The following is a 17,983-nucleotide window of genomic DNA, read 5'->3' on the forward strand; positions in this document are numbered from 1 at the left end:
AGGTTACATGCGCTAAGCCCGTCAGAACTCGAGTTAATATGTTCTGCTTGGTTTGAAGCGTTCATCCAGCTTCTTTGCTATTCAAGTGTTAACACTAGGCCAAGAGTTGTACCTTAACTTACTGCCCGTGAAAAAACCGGTATCATAAACTGAAGGTCGAGTTAGATGTTCTGGCGACCGTAGGCTCAGATTCGTGCACTATCAGTTTGAAAGTCTACCGCACTGATTTACTAACCCTTCGTTGAACATTTCCGCAGATTGTTTGCAAAGGGATGATCCAAATTTGTTACTCGTATTTCAACGTTTCCGCCGGTTTTGTCAACGCTGCTTTCAGTACTTGAAAGAAGATGGTTACTGCGGCAATGAGTACCACGATAATTACGGGTAACGCAAAAAGCAGCCATCCCAGATTTATTCTGTAAGCATAACCCTGCAGCCATTCATTCATAAAATAGTATGCGATGGGAAGAGAAAACAATGCCGCAATTAAAACCAGTTTGATAAAACCAAAACTAAGGATCGAAACAATGTTTGAAACAGAGGCACCTAATACCTTGCGGATACCAATTTCTTTCGTTCGTTGTAATGCTGTGTAAGATGATAAACCGATCATACCCAGTGATGCTACAATCATGGCGAGAACAGTAAAAATCGTAATCACTTTTCCAAATCTATTGTCGTCTTGATATTGTCTTTTGTATTGGCTCTCAAGAAAGAAATATTCAAACGAATTGCCTGGGAAAAATTTCTTGTAGATTCCTTCAATGCCTGCAAGTGTCTGGTCGATATTTGCTCCTTGTACCTTGATGGAAATCGGCGAACCTGGGCTATACGCCGGACGGAATAGCATCGGCTCCATAGGCTTTTGAAGTCCTTCCTGGTGATAATCGTTCACCACACCGATTATTTTCCACTTGCGCGTTCCGTCATTTCCCCACAGCACATCGCGTCCCAACGCGTCATCAGGATTGGCAAAGCCAAAAAGGTGCATGGCGTTTTTGTTGATGATGATTGTGTTGAGCTTTTCAAAATTCGCATGGTGGTCGCTGGGCAAGAAGGGTCTGCCAGCAATAACACGAACGCCCATCGTTTTGAAATAATCGTAGTCTACACCCACGTGGCTAACCGTATAATGTGTTTCCGCAGGTTGGCCATCAATTCTGATGTTAAAGGCACGGCCAAGCCGATCGCCCGGAATACGCCATGAGGTGGTGGCATTAGTAACGCTGGAGAACTGTTTTAACGCTTCTTTAAAATCCTCCACGCGTGTGATAAACGTTGAATCATACGCAAGCAATTCAGGCGATCGTACAACAACAATGTTGTTTAAGCCGAAGCCCAACTCGGCTTTGTTCATGAATTCAATTTGCCGCGTTACGATTAGTGTTCCGGTAATCAAAGCCGCAGATGCGGTAAACTGAAAAATCACAAGCGACTTCCGGAAGAAGTTGCCAGTTGCGCTTCGCGCGAATTTTCCTTTGAGCACCATGACCGGTTGATACCGGGAAAGGATGAATGCGGGATACATGCCTGCGATCAAGGCGCCGCCAACAAGCCCTGCAATAATTATTGCGACTTGTTGGGTCGTGAGGTTTTCCACCAGGAGATTCCATGTTAGTCCGGTACCCACGAGTTGGTTGAACGAAGGCTGCAAGGATGTAACAAGTATGATGGCAATCAGAGCCGCCGCTCCGGTGATCAGCAGCGATTCAAGGATGAACTGGGAAACTAGCTGCGATTTAAAGGCGCCCATCACTTTACGAAGTCCTACTTCTTTCGCGCGTTCCATCGCGCGCGACGTTGTCAGATTGACATAGTTGATCCATGCGATCACCAAAATAAAAACTGCAACGATTACCATAGCCCAAACCGCTTTGCCACTGGCCGTAACAGCAAAATCGTATTCATAGTCAGAATACAAATGTGTTTTACGCATAGGCTGCAGGTAAAATTTTTCAATACTGCCCGTAACCTTGTCGCCTTTAAAATAACGTTCACTGAAGTCCTCGAATTTTTTTTCCAGGGATTTCGGATCAGTACCAGGTTTTAAGACGAGATAATGATACATGTCTGACCAGGTCCAGCTGATATCCGCGTCTTTATCAGTGGTGGTCACTGTCGAGTAGGAAATAAGCGCAGCAAATTGAAAATGGCTGTTAGCCGGTGGGTTGGATACGATCCCTTTAACTTCGTAGGGTTGTGGATCAAGTCCCCAATAAAATGTTTTGCCGATTAACGTCGAGAGGTTATTGCTATCGGGACTAAAATATTTTCGGGCGGTGCTTTCCGTCAGGACAGCCGTGTAAGGATCTTTTAGTAATGTTTTTCTGTCGCCGGCAAGTAGTTTGAAATCAAATACGGTAAAAAAATTCTGATCGGTAAAGTAGCTGTCATCACCTCTGAAGTTTTTGTCGTCAATCCTGACGTTGAGTGTTCCTCCTGGCATGATGCGTACATAATCTTCAATCTCCGGATAATCTCTTGCCATTACCGGTCCGATGGTGGGATAAGTAATCGTTCCATGTTGAATGAGTTTCCCGTTTTGAAAACGATCATTGGTAACGCGATAAGTACGATCAAGTTTGGAATGAAAAGTGTCGAAGCTCAGTTCGAAAATCACAAACTGAAGGATGAGAAGACAAGCCGCCAGCCCGATGGCGAGACCGAAAACATTGATTGCTGCAAAACCCTTGTTCTTGGTAATGGTTCTCCAACTGGTGATGAAATAACTTTTTAACATACCGTAGTGATTAAGGTTGACGTCAGATTTTATTGGCCCGATAATGCCAGGGCGAAAGAGCAGCATCACGTCAATGGCAAAACGGATATCCGCCTTTCGTTTGCCAGCGCGTACACGTTGCAGGTGATATAATTCCACGAGGTCTCCTTCAATGTGCCTGCGCAGTTCCGGATGACAGAACCACCGGAAAAAACGCAGAAACAATTGGGGAGGATGATTGCTATGGGTTGCCACAATATAGGGTAAGGTGTTATGCCTGTTATCTTCCGACAATTTTTGGGTGCAAGGCTGCTTTAGGGATTGCCTTCCACAGTGCTTCGCGTTGTGCCCTGCTGTGCTCGATGGCACGTTTGCCGAGCGCTGTAATCTGAAAATATTTCTTGGGTCTGCCAGCCCGTTCTTCTGTCCCTTCTCCTTCGCGTGATTTAAGATAACCTTTATCTTCGAGTCGCTTCAGGGCTATTTGCAAAGCGCCCACACTGACGGTGCGATTGAGACGCTGTTCAATTTCCATTTTGATGGATACGCCGTAGGCACTATCATACAAAACCCCCACGGTTAGCATGACGACTTCTTCGAACTCTCCTAAAGTAAAATTCTTCATGGCAAGGAATAAATTCTCAAATGTAGTATTAATAATGATGCCAGGTATGAATATCGGGTTTACACTATAAAAACAAGTGACTGGCTGATGGGCCGATGATCGATAGCGAACAACAACGTTCGACTTTGATGCAACGGGTAAGCCTTCAATACTACTTCCAGGTTTGTTGGTAAATCGTTTCCTAAAAAACTGGAGTAGCAGGGCAGCTTCTCAGGTAAATCCATTTAACAACGGCAAGGTCCAATATGAGGTTGAATTGTGGCTGTATCTTTTTCCGGACCTGGCGTTATGGAGTAAACAGAAAGTATGACACGTTTGAAGTTTCTTATTGCGCTGTTTGCAGTAGCGCTACTGGCATCGCGTTGCACGGAGGAGGAAGGTCCTTCTTCACCCGAGGTTGAATCAGGCGACATTATTACTATTGCAGGCATACCACAAGAGGTTGGTTTTTCGGGAGATGGCGGAAGTCCTGCCGGCGCGAAGCTGGGTTGGGTCGTAGGCCTTTCCATTGACGGAGCCGGAGACTTGTATCTCGCCGATGGAGCAGCCAATGTTATTCGGAAAATCTCGAATGGCCAGATCACCACCGTTGCAGGCAAGTTCCGTGGATTTAACCAGCCATACGCTGATCCCGCGCCCGAAGGTACAGATGCGTTGGATGCTGTGCTCGACGCGAGCTTCGATGTCGCTATTTCAAGTACAGGTGATATCTTTTTTAGTGAGACAAGTCGCGCGCTGCTGCGACAGGTCAAAAAATCAAACGGGCAATTGTATACGTTCGCCGGCAAGGCTGGAATCAGAAACTATCCCGGCGATGGTCAGTTGGCCTTGGATGTCGGCATATATGCGCCACAGGGAATTGCTGTTGATCATGCGACCGGTGATATCTATTATTCGGACACACAGAACAACGCCGTCAGAAAGATTTCAAATGGAAAAGTCACCACCGTTGCCGGCCTTGGTCCGGATGAGCCAGGATATAGTGGAGACAACGGCCCGGCTACTGACGCAAGACTTAACGTTCCCATAGGGCTCGCCGTTGATGAAGAAGGCAGCCTGTACATCAACGATTCAGGCAACAACAGGATTCGAAAGGTGACCAATGGTATCATTACAACAATCGCGGGCACAGGGCAACCAGGTTATAGCGGCGACGGTGGACCTGCTACCGAAGCAACATTTTTCGGCGGGCATGGCATCGCGGTCGACAAGGAAGGGAACGTATATCTTGCCGACAATAACAACGCTGCTATCCGAAAAATCACTGTAGCGACAGGCATCATCACCACAATTGCAGGCACCGGTGTTCACGGTTTTGCCGGCGACAACGGACCGGCTACATCAGCGCTTCTGTCCAATCCCTGGGCCGTTGCCGTAGATAACGCCGGAAACGTCTACATCGCTGACACTGACAATGCGGTGATACGAATGGTGGTGAAGTAGGGATGGGTGCAATATTTTGCTGCGTGTTTGTGTCAATAAAAGTTGATTTACGCCAATGACTTTTCCAGCTTCATCTTCCACTTCTCCCAATCAGGCATTGCCTTAAATATTTCATGAGGGCATTTTATCACTATTTTTGACCTTGTAAATACAATAAGGGCGTGCAATGCCCTTGACCAAGGAAACTCGATTACTGTTAAAAAGTAGCAATTGTGTTTTGTTGACCGAAGTAATTGCAGAATCATTTTCAATAACATTTCAATACCTTTGCCCCTATCACAATGAAGCATGGCCTTCAAACACTACACAATCGGTCACTTTATCAATCAGCCAAAAAATTCTACGGAATTTGAAATTCTCCTGTTTAATGAAATGGAGGAACCAGATGTTGATGACTTCCATAAACATACCTTCTACGAAATCTTATGGACAGAAGCCGGCATCAGTAAACAGATCATTGACTATAAAGAATACACCGTTCGGCCTAATTCGTTATTTTTTATTTCACCGAACCAGGTACATCATTTCGAAGAGTGGAAGCCTTTAACCGGCGGCACAATTTTATTTACCGAAGATTTTTTTCTCTCTAATCAAAACAACAAGGAAAAGCTTTTTGAATTGAGTTTTCTGGATAATTTTTATGCAAATCCCTGCATTCACCTGAACAAGAAAAACTTCAAGGAAATTAAAGACACCATCGATCAGATTCTTCTGGAGCAGAAGCGAAAGGACAGGAGCAAAACAATTATTCAATCCCTCCTTCATATTTTAATGGTGCGCGTTCAACGCAGTGTCGATAGCCGGGAAGAAAGGACTATCCCCAAAAAAAGCATTGTGTTATTTAAAGAATTCAAGCGTCTGCTTGATATTCACTTTACAGAAAACAATACCGCCTCTTTCTTTGCTGATAAACTGCATATCACAACGCACCATCTGAATCTGATTACTAAAGAAGTCACGGGAAGAACAGCCAGCGAGATTATTCGGGCAAGAAGCATCCTGGAAGCAAAGCGACTTTTAACTTTTACCGACCTTACCGTTTCTGAAATCGCCTTTGAACTTAATTACACGGATAGCTCTTACCTGGCAAAAATTTTCAAAGCCGAAACCAGCCAGTCACCACTTGTATTCAAAAACAAAATGTCCGAAAAATACCGAATAAGGTAGGACTTGTTTGGATACGAAGCTTGCCTTTCATTGCACTTTTGCATTGTTAATGAAGTGATAAACATTTAGAATATTTAGCAATGCAACAGACAGAAAAATGGGTATTTGATTTTAGCCATTCCAGGATTGGATTTAGTGTAAAGCATTTTGGCATCACGGAAACGGAAGGACTTTTCAAGAAGTTTCAGGGAAAGGTTTTTAGTGACAAAGAAGATTTTTCCGATGTTCAGGTAGAACTCGCCATTGAAACAAACAGCATCGACACCAACGACCTCCAGCGTGACACGCACCTCAAATCAATTGACTTCTTCAATACCGAAACGTTTCCGGTCATGACGTTTAAAAGTTCAACAGTAGAATTCGTCAGTCAAGGACGCTACAAAATGAGGGGTGACTTAACGATCAAAGACATTTCAAAATCTGCAATCTTTGATTTGGAGTTTGCAGGGATTGTGCCGAAAGATCCGTTTGGAAACACAAAGGCCGGTTTCTTGCTGACAGGAAAAATAAACCGAAAGGACTGGGGTATTAATTGGAATGCAGCACTTGATCATGGCGGTGTTGCTGTAAGCGAAACGGTGGCAATTTCATGCCCGGTTCAATTGCTAAAAGTAACCTGATAAAATATCTTGCTGAACATCGCCTTCTGGGTCAACATCCGGAGGGATCGAATCCACAAACACAACGTCACGGATCAGTCGTGCGTCAGTGTAGCTTCAGTCTGGCGTTAGATGTTCATCAGATGTTCTCCGTTGTTGTCCAGATGCGCATTAGTCTTACTAGGCATTTCTTCGTCGGCGCGTCGTTTCCGCATCAGACAAGCACCAGTCATGGATCGTAGGTGTTCGTTAAAAAAACGACTTCTATAGAACGATTACTGGTGCTACACTGGTGCAAGACTAATGCAATACTGATGTAAAGCCAATCGCTAGGATTTTTGTGGCCAATATTTTCGTGTAGCATGGGGGTTCTGAATGGATGAAATATCGGGCGGTCAAACCAAGGTACAATTTCGTCGCATTATTTGCGCGATGATGCTGTCCTTTTTTTAGTTAAATACATTAGGGTAGCCGTTGGATTAAAAATTTCCCTCGTCGTTGGTTGTCGATTGAATTGACCCGGCGTTATTTACTGTTAATTATCGCGCGCAAAAATTATTCATTTATAATTCTATTACCTTTCTTCCAAAATGCAATGACTCAACATGAAGCCCTTTATTTAAATAAAACTTATATGCATCGTGTCGATGGAATCCGGAATCTAAATGAATATGATCGCAGTTTTCCTTTTTAGCGTAGTTCTTAATCCATTGAAATAACCTCCCTGCATATCCTTTATTTCGCTGACTGGCCAAGGTTGCCAGGTCATCAATTTTTAATGTTTTTCCTGAGAATATAAAGGTGATGATTCTGAATCCCAAAATAGAAAATGCCAATTCAGAATCACCTATATAAGCAACCCGATATCCTTCTTGGAATGCGGCCAAGAGCAATTGCCGAAGTTCATGTTCATTTCTATGGGGTCTTAATTCTTTAAATGCAGGAATAAGTTTTTCAATCTCATTACTTGTGGCAATTTTAATTTCCTGAGTGTTCATGACGATGTATTCATAAAGGATTGAAAAATTTGAAACGATTCGTAATACTTTAATTTTTATCGGGGACATTTTTCCGTATGCTTGCTGTCATACTGCTTGTTTATTTTGCAACTTGAATAAAGACTGTGTGCATTTTAAGCAAGACGGTCACTGTCGCATATTAAATTCCATAACACAACGAAACAGCGATGGACTAATCTTTGAAAATCTTTACTTCGTACAGGGAGTATCCCCATTTCTGATTTGCCCGCTCCGTACCCAGAATTTTAATGTAGCGTGCTGAAGCAGGCTGAAACGTTAACTCGTCAGTATCGCCATCACCGGCGGAAGCTTCGTGCAATGTTTTCCAATCGCGGCCATTCCTGGATGTTAAGACAAGATATCGGCTGGCAAATGAAGCTTCCCATTCCAAAACTATTCTGCCAATCTTATAGGCCTTCTGAAGATCAATAACGACCCAGGCAGTATCAGCCGGTGCGCTCGACCAACGCGTAGAAAGATCTCCGTCTACTAAATTGCCTGCATCAAAAACATCACTGTTATTTTCATAAGAGGAGCATTTCACAGTATTGCCAAAGTATGATGCAATGTTCCCTGACCCATCGTCCAATATGGTAATATCGAAGTTTTTTGTCGAACTAAATCCCGCTTTAGTTTTTGCTCCAACAGAAATTTTTCCTTTACCCTGCCTTCCTAAAAACATGATATCCACTCCTCCTTTGTCTGTGGTACTTACCTTGAACAATTCAGGATTGGCATTTTTTTCTATCCAAAAGGTCAAAGGATCAGTGCTGTCGGATTGAGTTACCGCGTTTAGCGATATCGAATTCTTATACGCCAGTTGCCGGTTAGAAAATGGTTTAGGACTTACAGCCTGAATCAGCGGGATACCGGTTAACCACCGAACGCCATTAAGTAACAGATGCTGATATCCCGGACTATTTTTCGCCGCTTCATCATGACCGAGCGTCAAACTCATTACTTTCCCTTTGCCGACGGGATGCCACCACATTACCGGAAGATTTTCTGCACGGGCCAGTACATGGAAGTCTGGTGTACTCGGTTGAAAATGGTATAGTTCATCGGTAGTCGTAAAATCGTCAACCACCCTTGATACCGGATGCACGGAAGATTTGCGAAATTGGTATTCGTATCCCCAGAATTCGATATTGTCGGTAACAACCTTGAAACTTTGGGGAACTGACGAAGGTCCGCCGATAAAAATTCCGCCGATAAATCGTTCGTACTGATCCCAATTCAACAAACTCAGGATGCCACAGTGGAGTGTTAAATAAGATTTCCCCGCCGACACAAAGTTATAGAGAGCGTTTAGTTGATCTTTACTTGGTGTCAGAAAGATTGAGTTACTAATAATCACGTCATACTGCGCAAGGTGGTCTGGCTGAAGGACGTCTAGATCTTCCGTTACATCTACAATGAAGTCCTTTCCCAGGATCTTAACGACAATGTCATTTTGAAATTCGTGAACCCACGGTGGGTACTCCCTTTTATGTTGAGGCACGTTTCCATTGCCTGTGAGAATCAGTACTTTGGGCATCGCCTGACCAAGACTTACCGTGGAGGGTGTGAATGATAATATTGTCACCAGCAATACGATGCCTGAGACAATCGATGATTCTTTAAACTTATTCATTTCAATTTTCATAGGATCACAAAGCAGTTGAATCTATGCAATCAAATCAGTTGCTAGTAATGTTAATTTTTCAATGTTTCATTGTATAAAAAAGACATTGCCTCGAACAGTTGCTACTGAATCCTTGGTTACGGATGAAGTCATAAACTAATATTTAAGCAACGCCGGGGTACAACGCCTTACCACTATTACGAAAATCGAGGCGATCCGTTTCTGTTTTAATACAGATGCGCAGCACGTCAGTCTAATATTTTTTCCATGAATATGGCATCAACAATAAAATTGTCGTTGTAAGGCGCAATCTCATAGAACCCCATGGATTGATAAAGTGAAATTCCGGCGGCCATTGCAGATCGACTTGTGTCAAGACGCATTTTCGTGTACCCAAGATCTTTGGCCTCTGCCATTACACGTTCGGCCAATTGTCTCCCTAATCCCATCCCTTGAAATTTTGGTTTAACAAAAAGTCTTTTCATTTCACAGGTATTCGCATCAATGCGTCTTACGGCTACAGTCCCCGCTGATTCATTATTCACGTATGCAAGTAAGCAGATCCCATTCGGACGTTCGAAGCCTGATGGCATTTTATCGATCTCCAGCTGAAAATTTTGACTTTCGAAATACTCCCTTGTAATCATGTTTTTACTTAATGTCGCCAGATACTCATATCCCAAATTACGGAGCGCTTCTACATCCGATTCACTTGACGGAACAAGGATTTTGATTTCCATACAATGTATTTTACCAGATTTTATTTGTTGGTAAGAAAACACCGTATGCGTCCGGAGTATTGTAAAAAAAGGAAGACCCTTTGTGGCAAACCCGGGCATTCTGGGCGCGTTAAATAAGTAATATTGTAAAGAATGGAAGTCAGTGACCTTTGGAAGTTGCTGTGTCAGCGTAGCTTGGCTATGGGTAAATCTCGTTATGAAGGTTTTGGCGAGAGACGTGCACTTCGTTCATGAAGCGCAACTTCCGACGATTATAAACTTAAGGCTGTGAATGCTGGATTAGGTGAATATTTGAGGACGCTAAGAAACAGGGCCAATTTGTCAGTGGACGATCTGGCCAATGTATTGGAATTGCCTGCTTCAGTCTGGGCAAGGATTGAACGAAATGAAATCAATCCGGAGAACCGGGTGCTCTTAAAGGCTGCTGGTTATTTCGGGCTTTCCGAAAAGAAATTGCTGGCTGAATGTTTCAAGGAGAAGGTTTTTAGTGAAACGACGAACAAATATAACCGGATAGAAAAGTCTATGTTGCTTAAAAGCAACGGACTTGGTATGCGCCGTATCGATAACATACGGAATAGCTCCTCGGCCCTTGAACGTGTTCCCTATGCAGCAAAATTTTTTAGGCCACCCGTAGATCTTGATCATGCTTTAGAATGCGTTGTATATTGCAAACATCATAACCTGGATCGCCCGTTTGAGCGCATCCTTCCCGACGGTGGAACCCAACTTATTATAACGTTCGGCGAAACGGGTCGCGAGTTTATTTGGAAAAGGGATCGCAGCCGGATCATCCATACGGCATTGATCGGACTCCGGCAGATCCCGATAACAAGTCGGTTATTAAAAACAGGCGTTACCATTTACGTGCGGTTTAAACCTGGCGGTCTCTTCACGGTTACCGGTTTGGATTACAGTAAGGTTTCGTGGCCAGCCGTTTATGCTGAGGAAGTATTTAATGCATCGTTTGGATCGCTATTACGCCGGCTCATCGCGCATGAAACGCCGAATGAAGCAGCAGAAAGTGTGTTTCAATACTTCAAAAATGAGGCACGACATGGAAGTCAGACGGGTCCGCTCGTGCGATTTTTCCTAGAGCATTCGCATCTTTCATTGGATGAAATCAACAAACGGACCGGCTACTCGTCGAAGTATCTTACAATTTTGTTTAAACGGCATACCGGCATGACGCCAAAGCTTTTTCAACGGGTTATCAGATTTAACAAGGTCATTGAAGATATGAATTCGTTCAAACGGGAAATTGATTGGGCAACGCTCGTGTACAATCACCGGTATCATGACCAGGCACACTTCATAAAGGATTTTAAAGAATTTTCCGGCTGGACTCCTCAGGAATTCCTTTCCATGGGGGCTGGGTGCAGCAAGTATGTCCACTTTTCGGAAATGGAGTAACGGAGCTGAGGCCAGTACGACTGCAAATGGATTTTTGCGGAAATGACTTTCCTTTCCGCTGTTAACACTACAATTCTTTCTTTTACAATACCATCTGGAATGGACTTGCTCTCTTTGCAGCAAATCATTTTGTAATGGAAAAAGAATTAAGTCACCAAGAAAAAATTAGTTATCTGCCGCCGGCAGGGAAGCATTGGCTTTTGCCATTGTATGATCCGTTGTCACGGTTGTTTGGAATTGACGCCTACAGAGATCGATGCCTTAAACAAGCGAACCTTGCTTCGCATCATTATGTGCTGGACGTGGGTTGTGGGACTGGTTCCCTCATGGAAGCGATCGTGCAGGGTTATCCTTTTGAATGTTTATTTGGTGTCGATCCAGATGATAACGCTCTCCGGTTTGCAGTAAGAAAATTACGAAGAACATCCAACGTTCAAATCAAATCAGGATTTGCTGATCAACTTGATTTTCCCGACCATTTCTTTCATCGGGTTTTCTCCACTTTCGTTTTTCATCATTTAACGCGGCAGGAACAGGTGCGTACATTAACCGAGATTTGTAGGGTCTTGAAGCCTGGTGGTCTGTTCAACCTCCTCGATTTTGATCATTGGAACCCGCATAAGCATGGGAGATCCAACAGGAGTGCTCATCCTTCACCTGCCTATGCGCAACTACTTAAACAATGCGGATTTACACTCCTCCGCGAAAGAAAAGAAAGGCATCTTTTCCTTGGAAGAATTTCATTTTTTGTTGCTTCAATTTAGTCGTATGAATAACCTTAGAAAATTACTATTGCATTTGGTGTTAACATTAATAATGACCATCATTCATCATGTGTATGGCGCAAACATTTACAAAGATGCTTTTCGCCTCCATGTTGTTTTTGCAGCAGTGCCGGTCTTAGCCATCCTAATCTTAAGTTATCGGACAATGCTCGCGTCACGCAATAGCTTGTTGCGCAAGACCAGCTCGGTATGTTTTATTTTATCGGCTGGGCTGAGCGCAATAGCGATCGGAGTCTATGAAGGAGGGTACAATCACCTGGTGAAAAATATTCTTTACTTCGGGGGTGTTCCCGTGCAAATTCTAAATCGCCTGTATCCTTCCATCTATGAATTGCCGAATGATTTCTTTTTTGAGTTTACCGGCATATTGCAATTCGCCACCGGGGTGTTATCTATTGTATATGCCCGCAGAACTGACTTTAGAAAATTGATATCAGTACCCGACAAGAAATGAAGCGGTTCTTGTACGCTGATGGTACGGCCAGCTCGCCAAATTTTTGGTGCACCGACCTGTAGAAAGAGGCCTGCTGCAATTCCATCACCCGGTAACAAAAAGCGTCGTATCGCATCGATTACTTTTTGCCCCCGAATACCCGTTTGTAGCTGAGAACTTCAGGCTTCTGACGTAACAGGCCGGCCACCATGAAGGCAATGCCGCTAAATCCGAGTGCGTGAAAAGTGCTTGTGAGCGCGTGGCTACTCCCGGTTTCCGGTTCTGCAAGTGCACCGGGAAGATGCAAAACGAAAACCCAGATCAATATCATGATACCCGCAAGGATTGCTATCAATTGCGGTCTTATGCGAAACAGTATTGCCGTGCCCGATCCTATTAGTGCCACGGCTGAGAAATATGTCCAGAATACTTTGAATGGTATCCATTCCGGTACGAGGCGTGATACACCTGTTGTATATAAAAAGTGATCTGTTCCAAAAGCAATCAGCATCAGTGAAAACAATAATGCTCCAACAGGTGTCAAAGTGTCTGAAAAAGAAACCCAGGCTGAATTGACATTTTCCGCTTGAGCGCTGGACATGCACCCCGCTGCAACGAATGCCCCACCCGCAAATGTCAGGCATTTGATAGCGATTGTCCATACACCCAGGTTATTCAGATCCTGACTCAACCTGTAAGGCACATGTGCTATTAAGAAAAGGATAATAAAAACCAGGCCTAATATCAGTGGAACGTTTTTGTTTTTGCCAAATAGAATCATGACAGACGAACCAATGAGGAACAGGCTAAAGAGGTATACCCATATTTCGGGATTTGCAAGCCATGATGGGGTCTCAGGAACAAAAAGATTCCGAAACACCGGGTAAAAAAGTTGCTGCGTTGCCATGCCGATAATTGAAAATGAAAAAAATGTCCGGCCTACTGTTGTTAAATTTATCATTGCTTTTTATTCTTTTGAGAAAAAGAATCCGGTAGTCTTAAACGTCAATCAGGCTCTTCAGGGGAGACTAATCCGAATCTTCCGTTTCGAAATTAAGCGCGACTTGTTTTATATGATTGTAAAAAAAGGAACAGGCATGAAAGTAAATCGTACACCGTATTGACCAGCCTGGACCCTCAGGGCTCATCAAGACAAGATCATCAGTCTTGCGTCAGTGCAGCTTCAGTCTGGCAGCAGATGCCGGCACGAAGTCAATTGGTAGAAAACGACTGCCGGAATTCCAGTGGCGAAACATTCGTTTTTGTTTTAAACAACTTACTGAACGACTGCGGATGTTCGAAACCTAATTCATAAGCGATCTCACTTACGGATAGGACAGTGGTGGATAATCTTTCTTTCGCTTTTACAATAAGCTTGTCATGGATATGTTGCTGCGTACTCTGTCCTGTTAAGTGCCGCAGCAGTCCGCTTAAATAGCTTGGCGATACATTCAATGCATCTGCAACGTATTGGACCGTTGGCAACCCTTTTTGTACGATAGCCTCACCGTTAAAATAGTCTGACAAAATATTTTCAAGGCGATCCAGTATCTTATGGTTCGTTATCTTCCTGGTAATGAACTGACGATGGTAGAATCTTTCGGAATAGGCCAAGAGTAGTTCGAGCTGCGCAATGATCACATTTTGTGTGAACTTGTCGATGTTGGCGCGATACTCCTGGTGAATGTTTTGCATGATTCCCGTAATCGTTATTTCTTCTTTCTCGGAAAGGAACAGCGCCTCGTTGACGGAGTAATCGAAGTATTCATATTGCCGGATGGTTTTGGCGAGTGGCGTGTTCCATAAAAAATCGGGATGGATCAGCAGCATCCAGCCCGAGTGTTGTAACGATATATTTTCTGCCGCCTCAATCCTGAAAACCTGACCTGGCGAAATAAAGAACATGATACCTTCATTGAAGTCATATTCCTGCTGACCGTATTTAAGTATGGCGTTATAATTTCTTTTCAGTGCAATGGAATAAAAATCCAACACCAGGCTTGTTTCACCAGGTGATAACCGTTTGACCTCCTCCAGGTTAATCACGCTGACCAGTGGATGTTCTGGTTTTGGTAAATTTCTGAACTGGTGAAATTCGCTTATCGTCTTAAACCGGCGCGGCTTCATGATGTGAAGGTAGAATGGATTATATATTTTGTTTTATTATCGCGGCAAATTCTTTGGCGAAATCCGCCATCTTAACCTTCCCCATGATGGTGGGTCTGTGGCGGAAATAGTCTGCCGACAATTCTCCATTTTGCAAGCTGGCGTACATCTCCACCAGACCTGCCGCCGATGTTGGGTTCATGCCGACAGCCTCCAGGCCATGCTGCATTTCATCATCGGTGATGATTACCCATCGAAGATCCGGCTTTCCAATGGCCTTTCCTAAAATGCTAGCTACCTCGGCACCGGTAAGTTCTTCGCTTGCCACGTAGCGTACTTTTTGCGCGGCGACGGGTCGGGTCAGTTCTTCAGCAACCGCTGCTGCGATGTCGAGCGGTGAAACCCAGGGCACTAGCTTTGTCCCATAATTTGTGGCGATAATGCCATCCTTTTTTATGGTGCCTGCATAGGCATACAAGTTATAATAGAAAGCGGTGGGTCGCATTTGTGTTACGATGACATCCGGAAGTGCGTCCAGTATTTTCTCTACCTGGTGCGCGCCAAGTAAAAGGCCTGAGCCTTTTTCCATCTCGCCACCAATGGTGCTGAGGTTCACCACGCGCTTTACGCCAGACCGTTGAATCGCCGCTGCATAATGTTGACCAAGCCTATGAAAATACGGTATGACATCGACGCTATGGTCGAAGTAATTTGCCGGAGGCACCATGGTATACACGGCGTCGGTACCTGCAAAAGCGGCTGCCAGGAAATCAACGTCTTCCAGTGTGCCGACGGCTGGCACGGCGCCGAGTGCTTCAATGTCTTTTTGTCTTTCAGACTTGCTGGTGATCACGGTCACGGCATGTCCTTCTTTTACCAACGTCTGGGTTAGTGGTTTTCCGATGTGTCCTAATGATCCTGTTATTGTAATTTTCATATTCGTGTTTTTTGATACCACAAAGGTGGAACGCGCCCAGGACACCGATGTAGTCGAATCTGTGGTTGTTGTAGTCAAAGCTGCGCATCACAAGCAATGAGTTTGGAAGCCTAAAGATGGTGGAGGAAACGGACCATCTAAAAAAGCCCTGGCAATGAGAGACTGAGCTAGTTAAAAAGTTAACATGCATGGAAAAAATTTCCCTCGTAAAAAAAATCATATCAACGATGAAAGTCTTATTTTCAGGACACAGTGTAACGCTAAAGCTATGTTCCTTTCTTGTTTCTTGCGCATGATGTTCCCGCTATTGTTATGCATGGCGTTAGGGAGCACAATGGCCCAACAAATAGAAATCCTTCACGACAATCGACCTGTTAGTCTGCGGGGATTGAGCGTTGTGAATGACAACATCGTGTGGGTCAGCGGGAGCAAAGGGACCGTTGGGAAAAGTATTGATGGTGGCAAAACATGGTCGTGGATGACAGTGCCGGGATACGAAAGTCGCGACTTCAGGGACATCGAAGCCTTTGATCAGAACACCGCAGTGATTATTGCCATAGCAGCACCGGCCCACATTCTCCGCACTACAGATGGGGGAAAGCATTGGATTTTAGTATATGAAAATAAATTAGACGGAATGTTTCTGGATGCGATGGACTTTGTCGATGACATTCATGGAACTGTGATAGGCGACGCAGTGAATAAAAAGTTTTTTATCGCGCATACTGCTGATGGCGGGAAGAGCTGGAAAGAAGCTGACAATAGGTATGCTGCATCAGACAGCACCGAAGGCTGCTTTGCTTCAAGCGGGACCAATGTGAGGTTAGTAGCTGCGGGAAAATACTTTTTTGTTTCAGGTGGAAAAACTTCACGCCTGGTATCTGACCATGGATCGTATGAAATGCCATTCGACAAGAGCAAGTCTTCAACCGGAGCAAACTCCATCGCCATACGCAGATCACGCATCACCAACAAGCCTGATCTTTGGATTGCTGTCGGTGGAGATTTTACCGTGGATTCATTGCGTGACAGAAATTGTTTCATTAGCAAGGATGAAGGAAAGTCGTGGACTAAGCCCCGCACCTCGCCAGGTGGATATCGTTCATGTGTTGAATTCGCATCTGACAAAATGTTGGTCACGTGTGGTTTGAATGGTGTTGATCTTTCCGATGACGAAGGTATTAACTGGAGGAGGATTTCTTCCGATAGCTTCCATGCCTGTCGAAAAGCAAAGAACGGTAATGCTGTGTTCTTCAGTGGAAACAACGGAAAGATCGGGAAGCTGAAAATAGACTAAAGTATTAACGGGGGATTTTTTAGTCGTGTTCTGATTTTGTTTGGAGGATCGATCAGACTATTGGTACAGGCGCATCGTTTTACTGACCATCTCTTTCATCTGTTCTTTTAGCGATGAAGGCTCTAACACCTTTACTTCAGGGCCGTATGCGAGCAGCGTTTGTAATAGTTCATAGTTTGGAATGAGCTGCAGGGAGAGGATCATTCCACTGTTGTCATCGGAAATGATTTGTTGTGTAGCATGGAGATGTTGCGTTTTCAGATAATTGCTTTGAGACGGTGAAACCCATAAGCGTATTTCTTTTACTCCCGTGGTATTTATCGTGACGCCTATGGTATGATCGAAATACTTTTGCACATCTATACCTTTATAGGGCTTGAAAGGAATTTTCTTATTTGTGATATTTTCAATCCGGTCGAGTGCCAGGATCAATTTACCGCGGCGGCGTTCGCTATACCCAAGTACATACCACCTGAATTTATATTCCTTCAGTAAGTAGGGATGGAATACATGTTCATTGACGGTAAGTTCATCAAATTTTTTATACGCAATCACGATAGGTTGTTGCTTGATGATCGCCTGGTAAAGTTTGTCAAAGTGTTCAATGCCTTTTGAGTATGGCATCTTTTCAAAATCCACAACGGGATAATCGATGGAAGACTTTTTCGGCTTGACCTGTTGCATGACTACTTTATCAAGCTTGTCGAACATGCCCTCTACCTGGTTCAATACCTCCGCTCCCCGAAAGCGTTTAAAGGACTCCACTATGAGTTCAAAAGCTTCCAATTCATCTTCAGTCAGGGGAAGCTTGTCGATCGTGTAGTCAGGGTCGGTATAATGATATCCTTTAAACTTTTTGGAATAAGCAATGGGGGCATGATAACCCAGGCTTTTATCGTAGCGCATGGCTTCGAGATCGTTCTCGATCGCCCGTTGTCCGACAGTAATGTCATGCTTTGCCAGTGCCGTTTTAAAATCATCGATTGTGGGATAGGGCTTTTTCTTATTGGTGATGCATGCGTTTATGATTTTATAACGCAGAAATGGATTTCTTCCGGCGGGCATAACTGGTAAAT

Annotated in this window: 17 protein-coding genes; 8 read left to right on the forward strand and 9 right to left on the reverse strand. The window is 44.1% G+C overall.

The genetic code is table 11. The features are described 5' to 3' along the window. Positions 1-286: 286 nt before the first annotated feature. Together P2W71_RS06920 and P2W71_RS06925 are read right to left on the reverse strand one after the other, a co-directional pair. Positions 287-3,013, reverse strand: coding sequence for an ABC transporter permease (locus tag P2W71_RS06920; protein ID WP_276368765.1), 2,727 nt, complete (start codon positions 3,011-3,013; stop codon positions 287-289). After that, entirely contained in the window at positions 3,000-3,344 is a 345-nt protein-coding gene (locus P2W71_RS06925) for a helix-turn-helix transcriptional regulator (RefSeq protein ID WP_276368767.1), read from the reverse strand. The genes P2W71_RS06920 and P2W71_RS06925 overlap by 14 nt, the downstream gene beginning before the upstream one ends. A gap of 306 nt (positions 3,345-3,650) precedes the next feature. Here P2W71_RS06925 and P2W71_RS06930 point away from each other — a divergent pair, with 306 nt between their 5' ends. From P2W71_RS06930 to P2W71_RS06940, 3 genes are all read left to right on the forward strand, one after another. Next, a complete protein-coding gene (locus P2W71_RS06930) occupies positions 3,651-4,787 on the forward strand; it encodes a hypothetical protein (RefSeq protein ID WP_276368770.1) in 1,137 nt (378 codons plus the stop codon). Between the two features lie 288 nt (positions 4,788-5,075). Next, positions 5,076-5,954 carry an AraC family transcriptional regulator gene (locus tag P2W71_RS06935; RefSeq protein ID WP_276368772.1) on the forward strand — a complete coding sequence of 293 codons (879 nt, stop codon included), beginning with the start codon at positions 5,076-5,078 and terminating at the stop codon, positions 5,952-5,954. 80 nt (positions 5,955-6,034) lie between these two features. Next, on the forward strand, positions 6,035-6,574 hold the full coding sequence (locus P2W71_RS06940) for a YceI family protein (protein WP_276368774.1): 540 nt from the start codon (positions 6,035-6,037) through the stop codon (positions 6,572-6,574). A gap of 542 nt (positions 6,575-7,116) precedes the next feature. Here P2W71_RS06940 and P2W71_RS06945 read toward each other — a convergent pair. From P2W71_RS06945 to P2W71_RS06955, 3 genes are all read right to left on the reverse strand, one after another. Continuing rightward, a complete protein-coding gene (locus P2W71_RS06945; RefSeq protein ID WP_276368777.1) occupies positions 7,117-7,620 on the reverse strand; it encodes a GNAT family N-acetyltransferase in 504 nt (167 codons plus the stop codon). 124 nt (positions 7,621-7,744) lie between these two features. Next, complete coding sequence (locus tag P2W71_RS06950) at positions 7,745-9,217, reverse strand: ThuA domain-containing protein (protein ID WP_276368780.1); 1,473 nt, start codon at positions 9,215-9,217, stop codon at positions 7,745-7,747. A 227-nt stretch (positions 9,218-9,444) separates the two neighbouring features. After that, entirely contained in the window at positions 9,445-9,936 is a 492-nt protein-coding gene (locus tag P2W71_RS06955) for a GNAT family N-acetyltransferase (protein WP_276368782.1), read from the reverse strand. Positions 9,937-10,203: 267 nt separating this feature from the next. Between P2W71_RS06955 and P2W71_RS06960 the strand changes: the two genes are divergently transcribed. The 3 genes from P2W71_RS06960 to P2W71_RS06970 all read left to right on the forward strand — a co-directional run bounded on the left by P2W71_RS06960 (position 10,204) and on the right by P2W71_RS06970 (position 12,588). Then, positions 10,204-11,349 (forward strand): helix-turn-helix domain-containing protein, encoded by a 1,146-nt coding sequence (locus tag P2W71_RS06960; protein WP_276368785.1) that lies wholly within the window; start codon positions 10,204-10,206, stop codon positions 11,347-11,349. A gap of 134 nt (positions 11,350-11,483) precedes the next feature. Beyond that, positions 11,484-12,113, forward strand: a complete 630-nt coding sequence (locus P2W71_RS06965; RefSeq protein WP_276368787.1) for a class I SAM-dependent methyltransferase — start codon at positions 11,484-11,486, stop codon at positions 12,111-12,113. Positions 12,114-12,117: 4 nt separating this feature from the next. Further along, a complete protein-coding gene (locus tag P2W71_RS06970) occupies positions 12,118-12,588 on the forward strand; it encodes a hypothetical protein (protein ID WP_276368789.1) in 471 nt (156 codons plus the stop codon). 118 nt (positions 12,589-12,706) lie between these two features. Here the strand turns inward: P2W71_RS06970 and P2W71_RS06975 are convergent, their stop codons facing one another. Beyond that, positions 12,707-13,474, reverse strand: coding sequence for a hypothetical protein (locus tag P2W71_RS06975; protein ID WP_276368792.1), 768 nt, complete (start codon positions 13,472-13,474; stop codon positions 12,707-12,709). Here P2W71_RS06975 and P2W71_RS06980 point away from each other — a divergent pair. After that, complete coding sequence (locus P2W71_RS06980; RefSeq protein ID WP_276368794.1) at positions 13,473-13,691, forward strand: hypothetical protein; 219 nt, start codon at positions 13,473-13,475, stop codon at positions 13,689-13,691. The two genes, P2W71_RS06975 and P2W71_RS06980, sit on opposite strands and share 2 nt — an antisense overlap. A gap of 88 nt (positions 13,692-13,779) precedes the next feature. Here P2W71_RS06980 and P2W71_RS06985 read toward each other — a convergent pair whose 3' ends face one another. Then, positions 13,780-14,694 carry a response regulator transcription factor gene (locus P2W71_RS06985; RefSeq protein WP_276368796.1) on the reverse strand — a complete coding sequence of 305 codons (915 nt, stop codon included), beginning with the start codon at positions 14,692-14,694 and terminating at the stop codon, positions 13,780-13,782. A gap of 19 nt (positions 14,695-14,713) precedes the next feature. Next, positions 14,714-15,610, reverse strand: a complete 897-nt coding sequence (locus P2W71_RS06990; RefSeq protein ID WP_276368798.1) for an NmrA family NAD(P)-binding protein — start codon at positions 15,608-15,610, stop codon at positions 14,714-14,716. A 184-nt stretch (positions 15,611-15,794) separates the two neighbouring features. Here P2W71_RS06990 and P2W71_RS06995 point away from each other — a divergent pair, with 184 nt between their 5' ends. Beyond that, positions 15,795-16,907, forward strand: coding sequence for a YCF48-related protein (locus tag P2W71_RS06995; protein ID WP_276368800.1), 1,113 nt, complete (start codon positions 15,795-15,797; stop codon positions 16,905-16,907). A gap of 57 nt (positions 16,908-16,964) precedes the next feature. Here P2W71_RS06995 and P2W71_RS07000 read toward each other — a convergent pair whose 3' ends face one another. After that, on the reverse strand, positions 16,965-17,972 hold the full coding sequence (locus P2W71_RS07000) for a WYL domain-containing protein (protein WP_276368802.1): 1,008 nt from the start codon (positions 17,970-17,972) through the stop codon (positions 16,965-16,967). Between the last annotated feature and the right edge of the window lie 11 nt (positions 17,973-17,983).

It is taken from the genome of Chryseolinea sp. H1M3-3 (genome assembly GCF_029360725.1).
Lineage (GTDB): Bacteria > Bacteroidota > Bacteroidia > Cytophagales > Cyclobacteriaceae > Chryseolinea.

Coding starts and splice junctions, on each gene's coding strand:
- P2W71_RS06990 (WP_276368798.1), bottom strand. CDS start 15,610: ATGAAAATTACAATAACAGGATCATTAGGACACATCGGAAAACCACTA.
- P2W71_RS06995 (WP_276368800.1), top strand. CDS start 15,795: ATGCATGGAAAAAATTTCCCTCGTAAAAAAAATCATATCAACGATGAA.
- P2W71_RS06980 (WP_276368794.1), top strand. CDS start 13,473: ATGCCGATAATTGAAAATGAAAAAAATGTCCGGCCTACTGTTGTTAAA.
- P2W71_RS06975 (WP_276368792.1), bottom strand. CDS start 13,474: ATGGCAACGCAGCAACTTTTTTACCCGGTGTTTCGGAATCTTTTTGTT.
- P2W71_RS06945 (WP_276368777.1), bottom strand. CDS start 7,620: ATGTCCCCGATAAAAATTAAAGTATTACGAATCGTTTCAAATTTTTCA.
- P2W71_RS07000 (WP_276368802.1), bottom strand. CDS start 17,972: ATGCCCGCCGGAAGAAATCCATTTCTGCGTTATAAAATCATAAACGCA.
- P2W71_RS06925 (WP_276368767.1), bottom strand. CDS start 3,344: ATGAAGAATTTTACTTTAGGAGAGTTCGAAGAAGTCGTCATGCTAACC.
- P2W71_RS06985 (WP_276368796.1), bottom strand. CDS start 14,694: ATGAAGCCGCGCCGGTTTAAGACGATAAGCGAATTTCACCAGTTCAGA.
- P2W71_RS06940 (WP_276368774.1), top strand. CDS start 6,035: ATGCAACAGACAGAAAAATGGGTATTTGATTTTAGCCATTCCAGGATT.
- P2W71_RS06965 (WP_276368787.1), top strand. CDS start 11,484: ATGGAAAAAGAATTAAGTCACCAAGAAAAAATTAGTTATCTGCCGCCG.
- P2W71_RS06930 (WP_276368770.1), top strand. CDS start 3,651: ATGACACGTTTGAAGTTTCTTATTGCGCTGTTTGCAGTAGCGCTACTG.
- P2W71_RS06950 (WP_276368780.1), bottom strand. CDS start 9,217: ATGAAAATTGAAATGAATAAGTTTAAAGAATCATCGATTGTCTCAGGC.
- P2W71_RS06970 (WP_276368789.1), top strand. CDS start 12,118: ATGAATAACCTTAGAAAATTACTATTGCATTTGGTGTTAACATTAATA.
- P2W71_RS06955 (WP_276368782.1), bottom strand. CDS start 9,936: ATGGAAATCAAAATCCTTGTTCCGTCAAGTGAATCGGATGTAGAAGCG.
- P2W71_RS06935 (WP_276368772.1), top strand. CDS start 5,076: ATGGCCTTCAAACACTACACAATCGGTCACTTTATCAATCAGCCAAAA.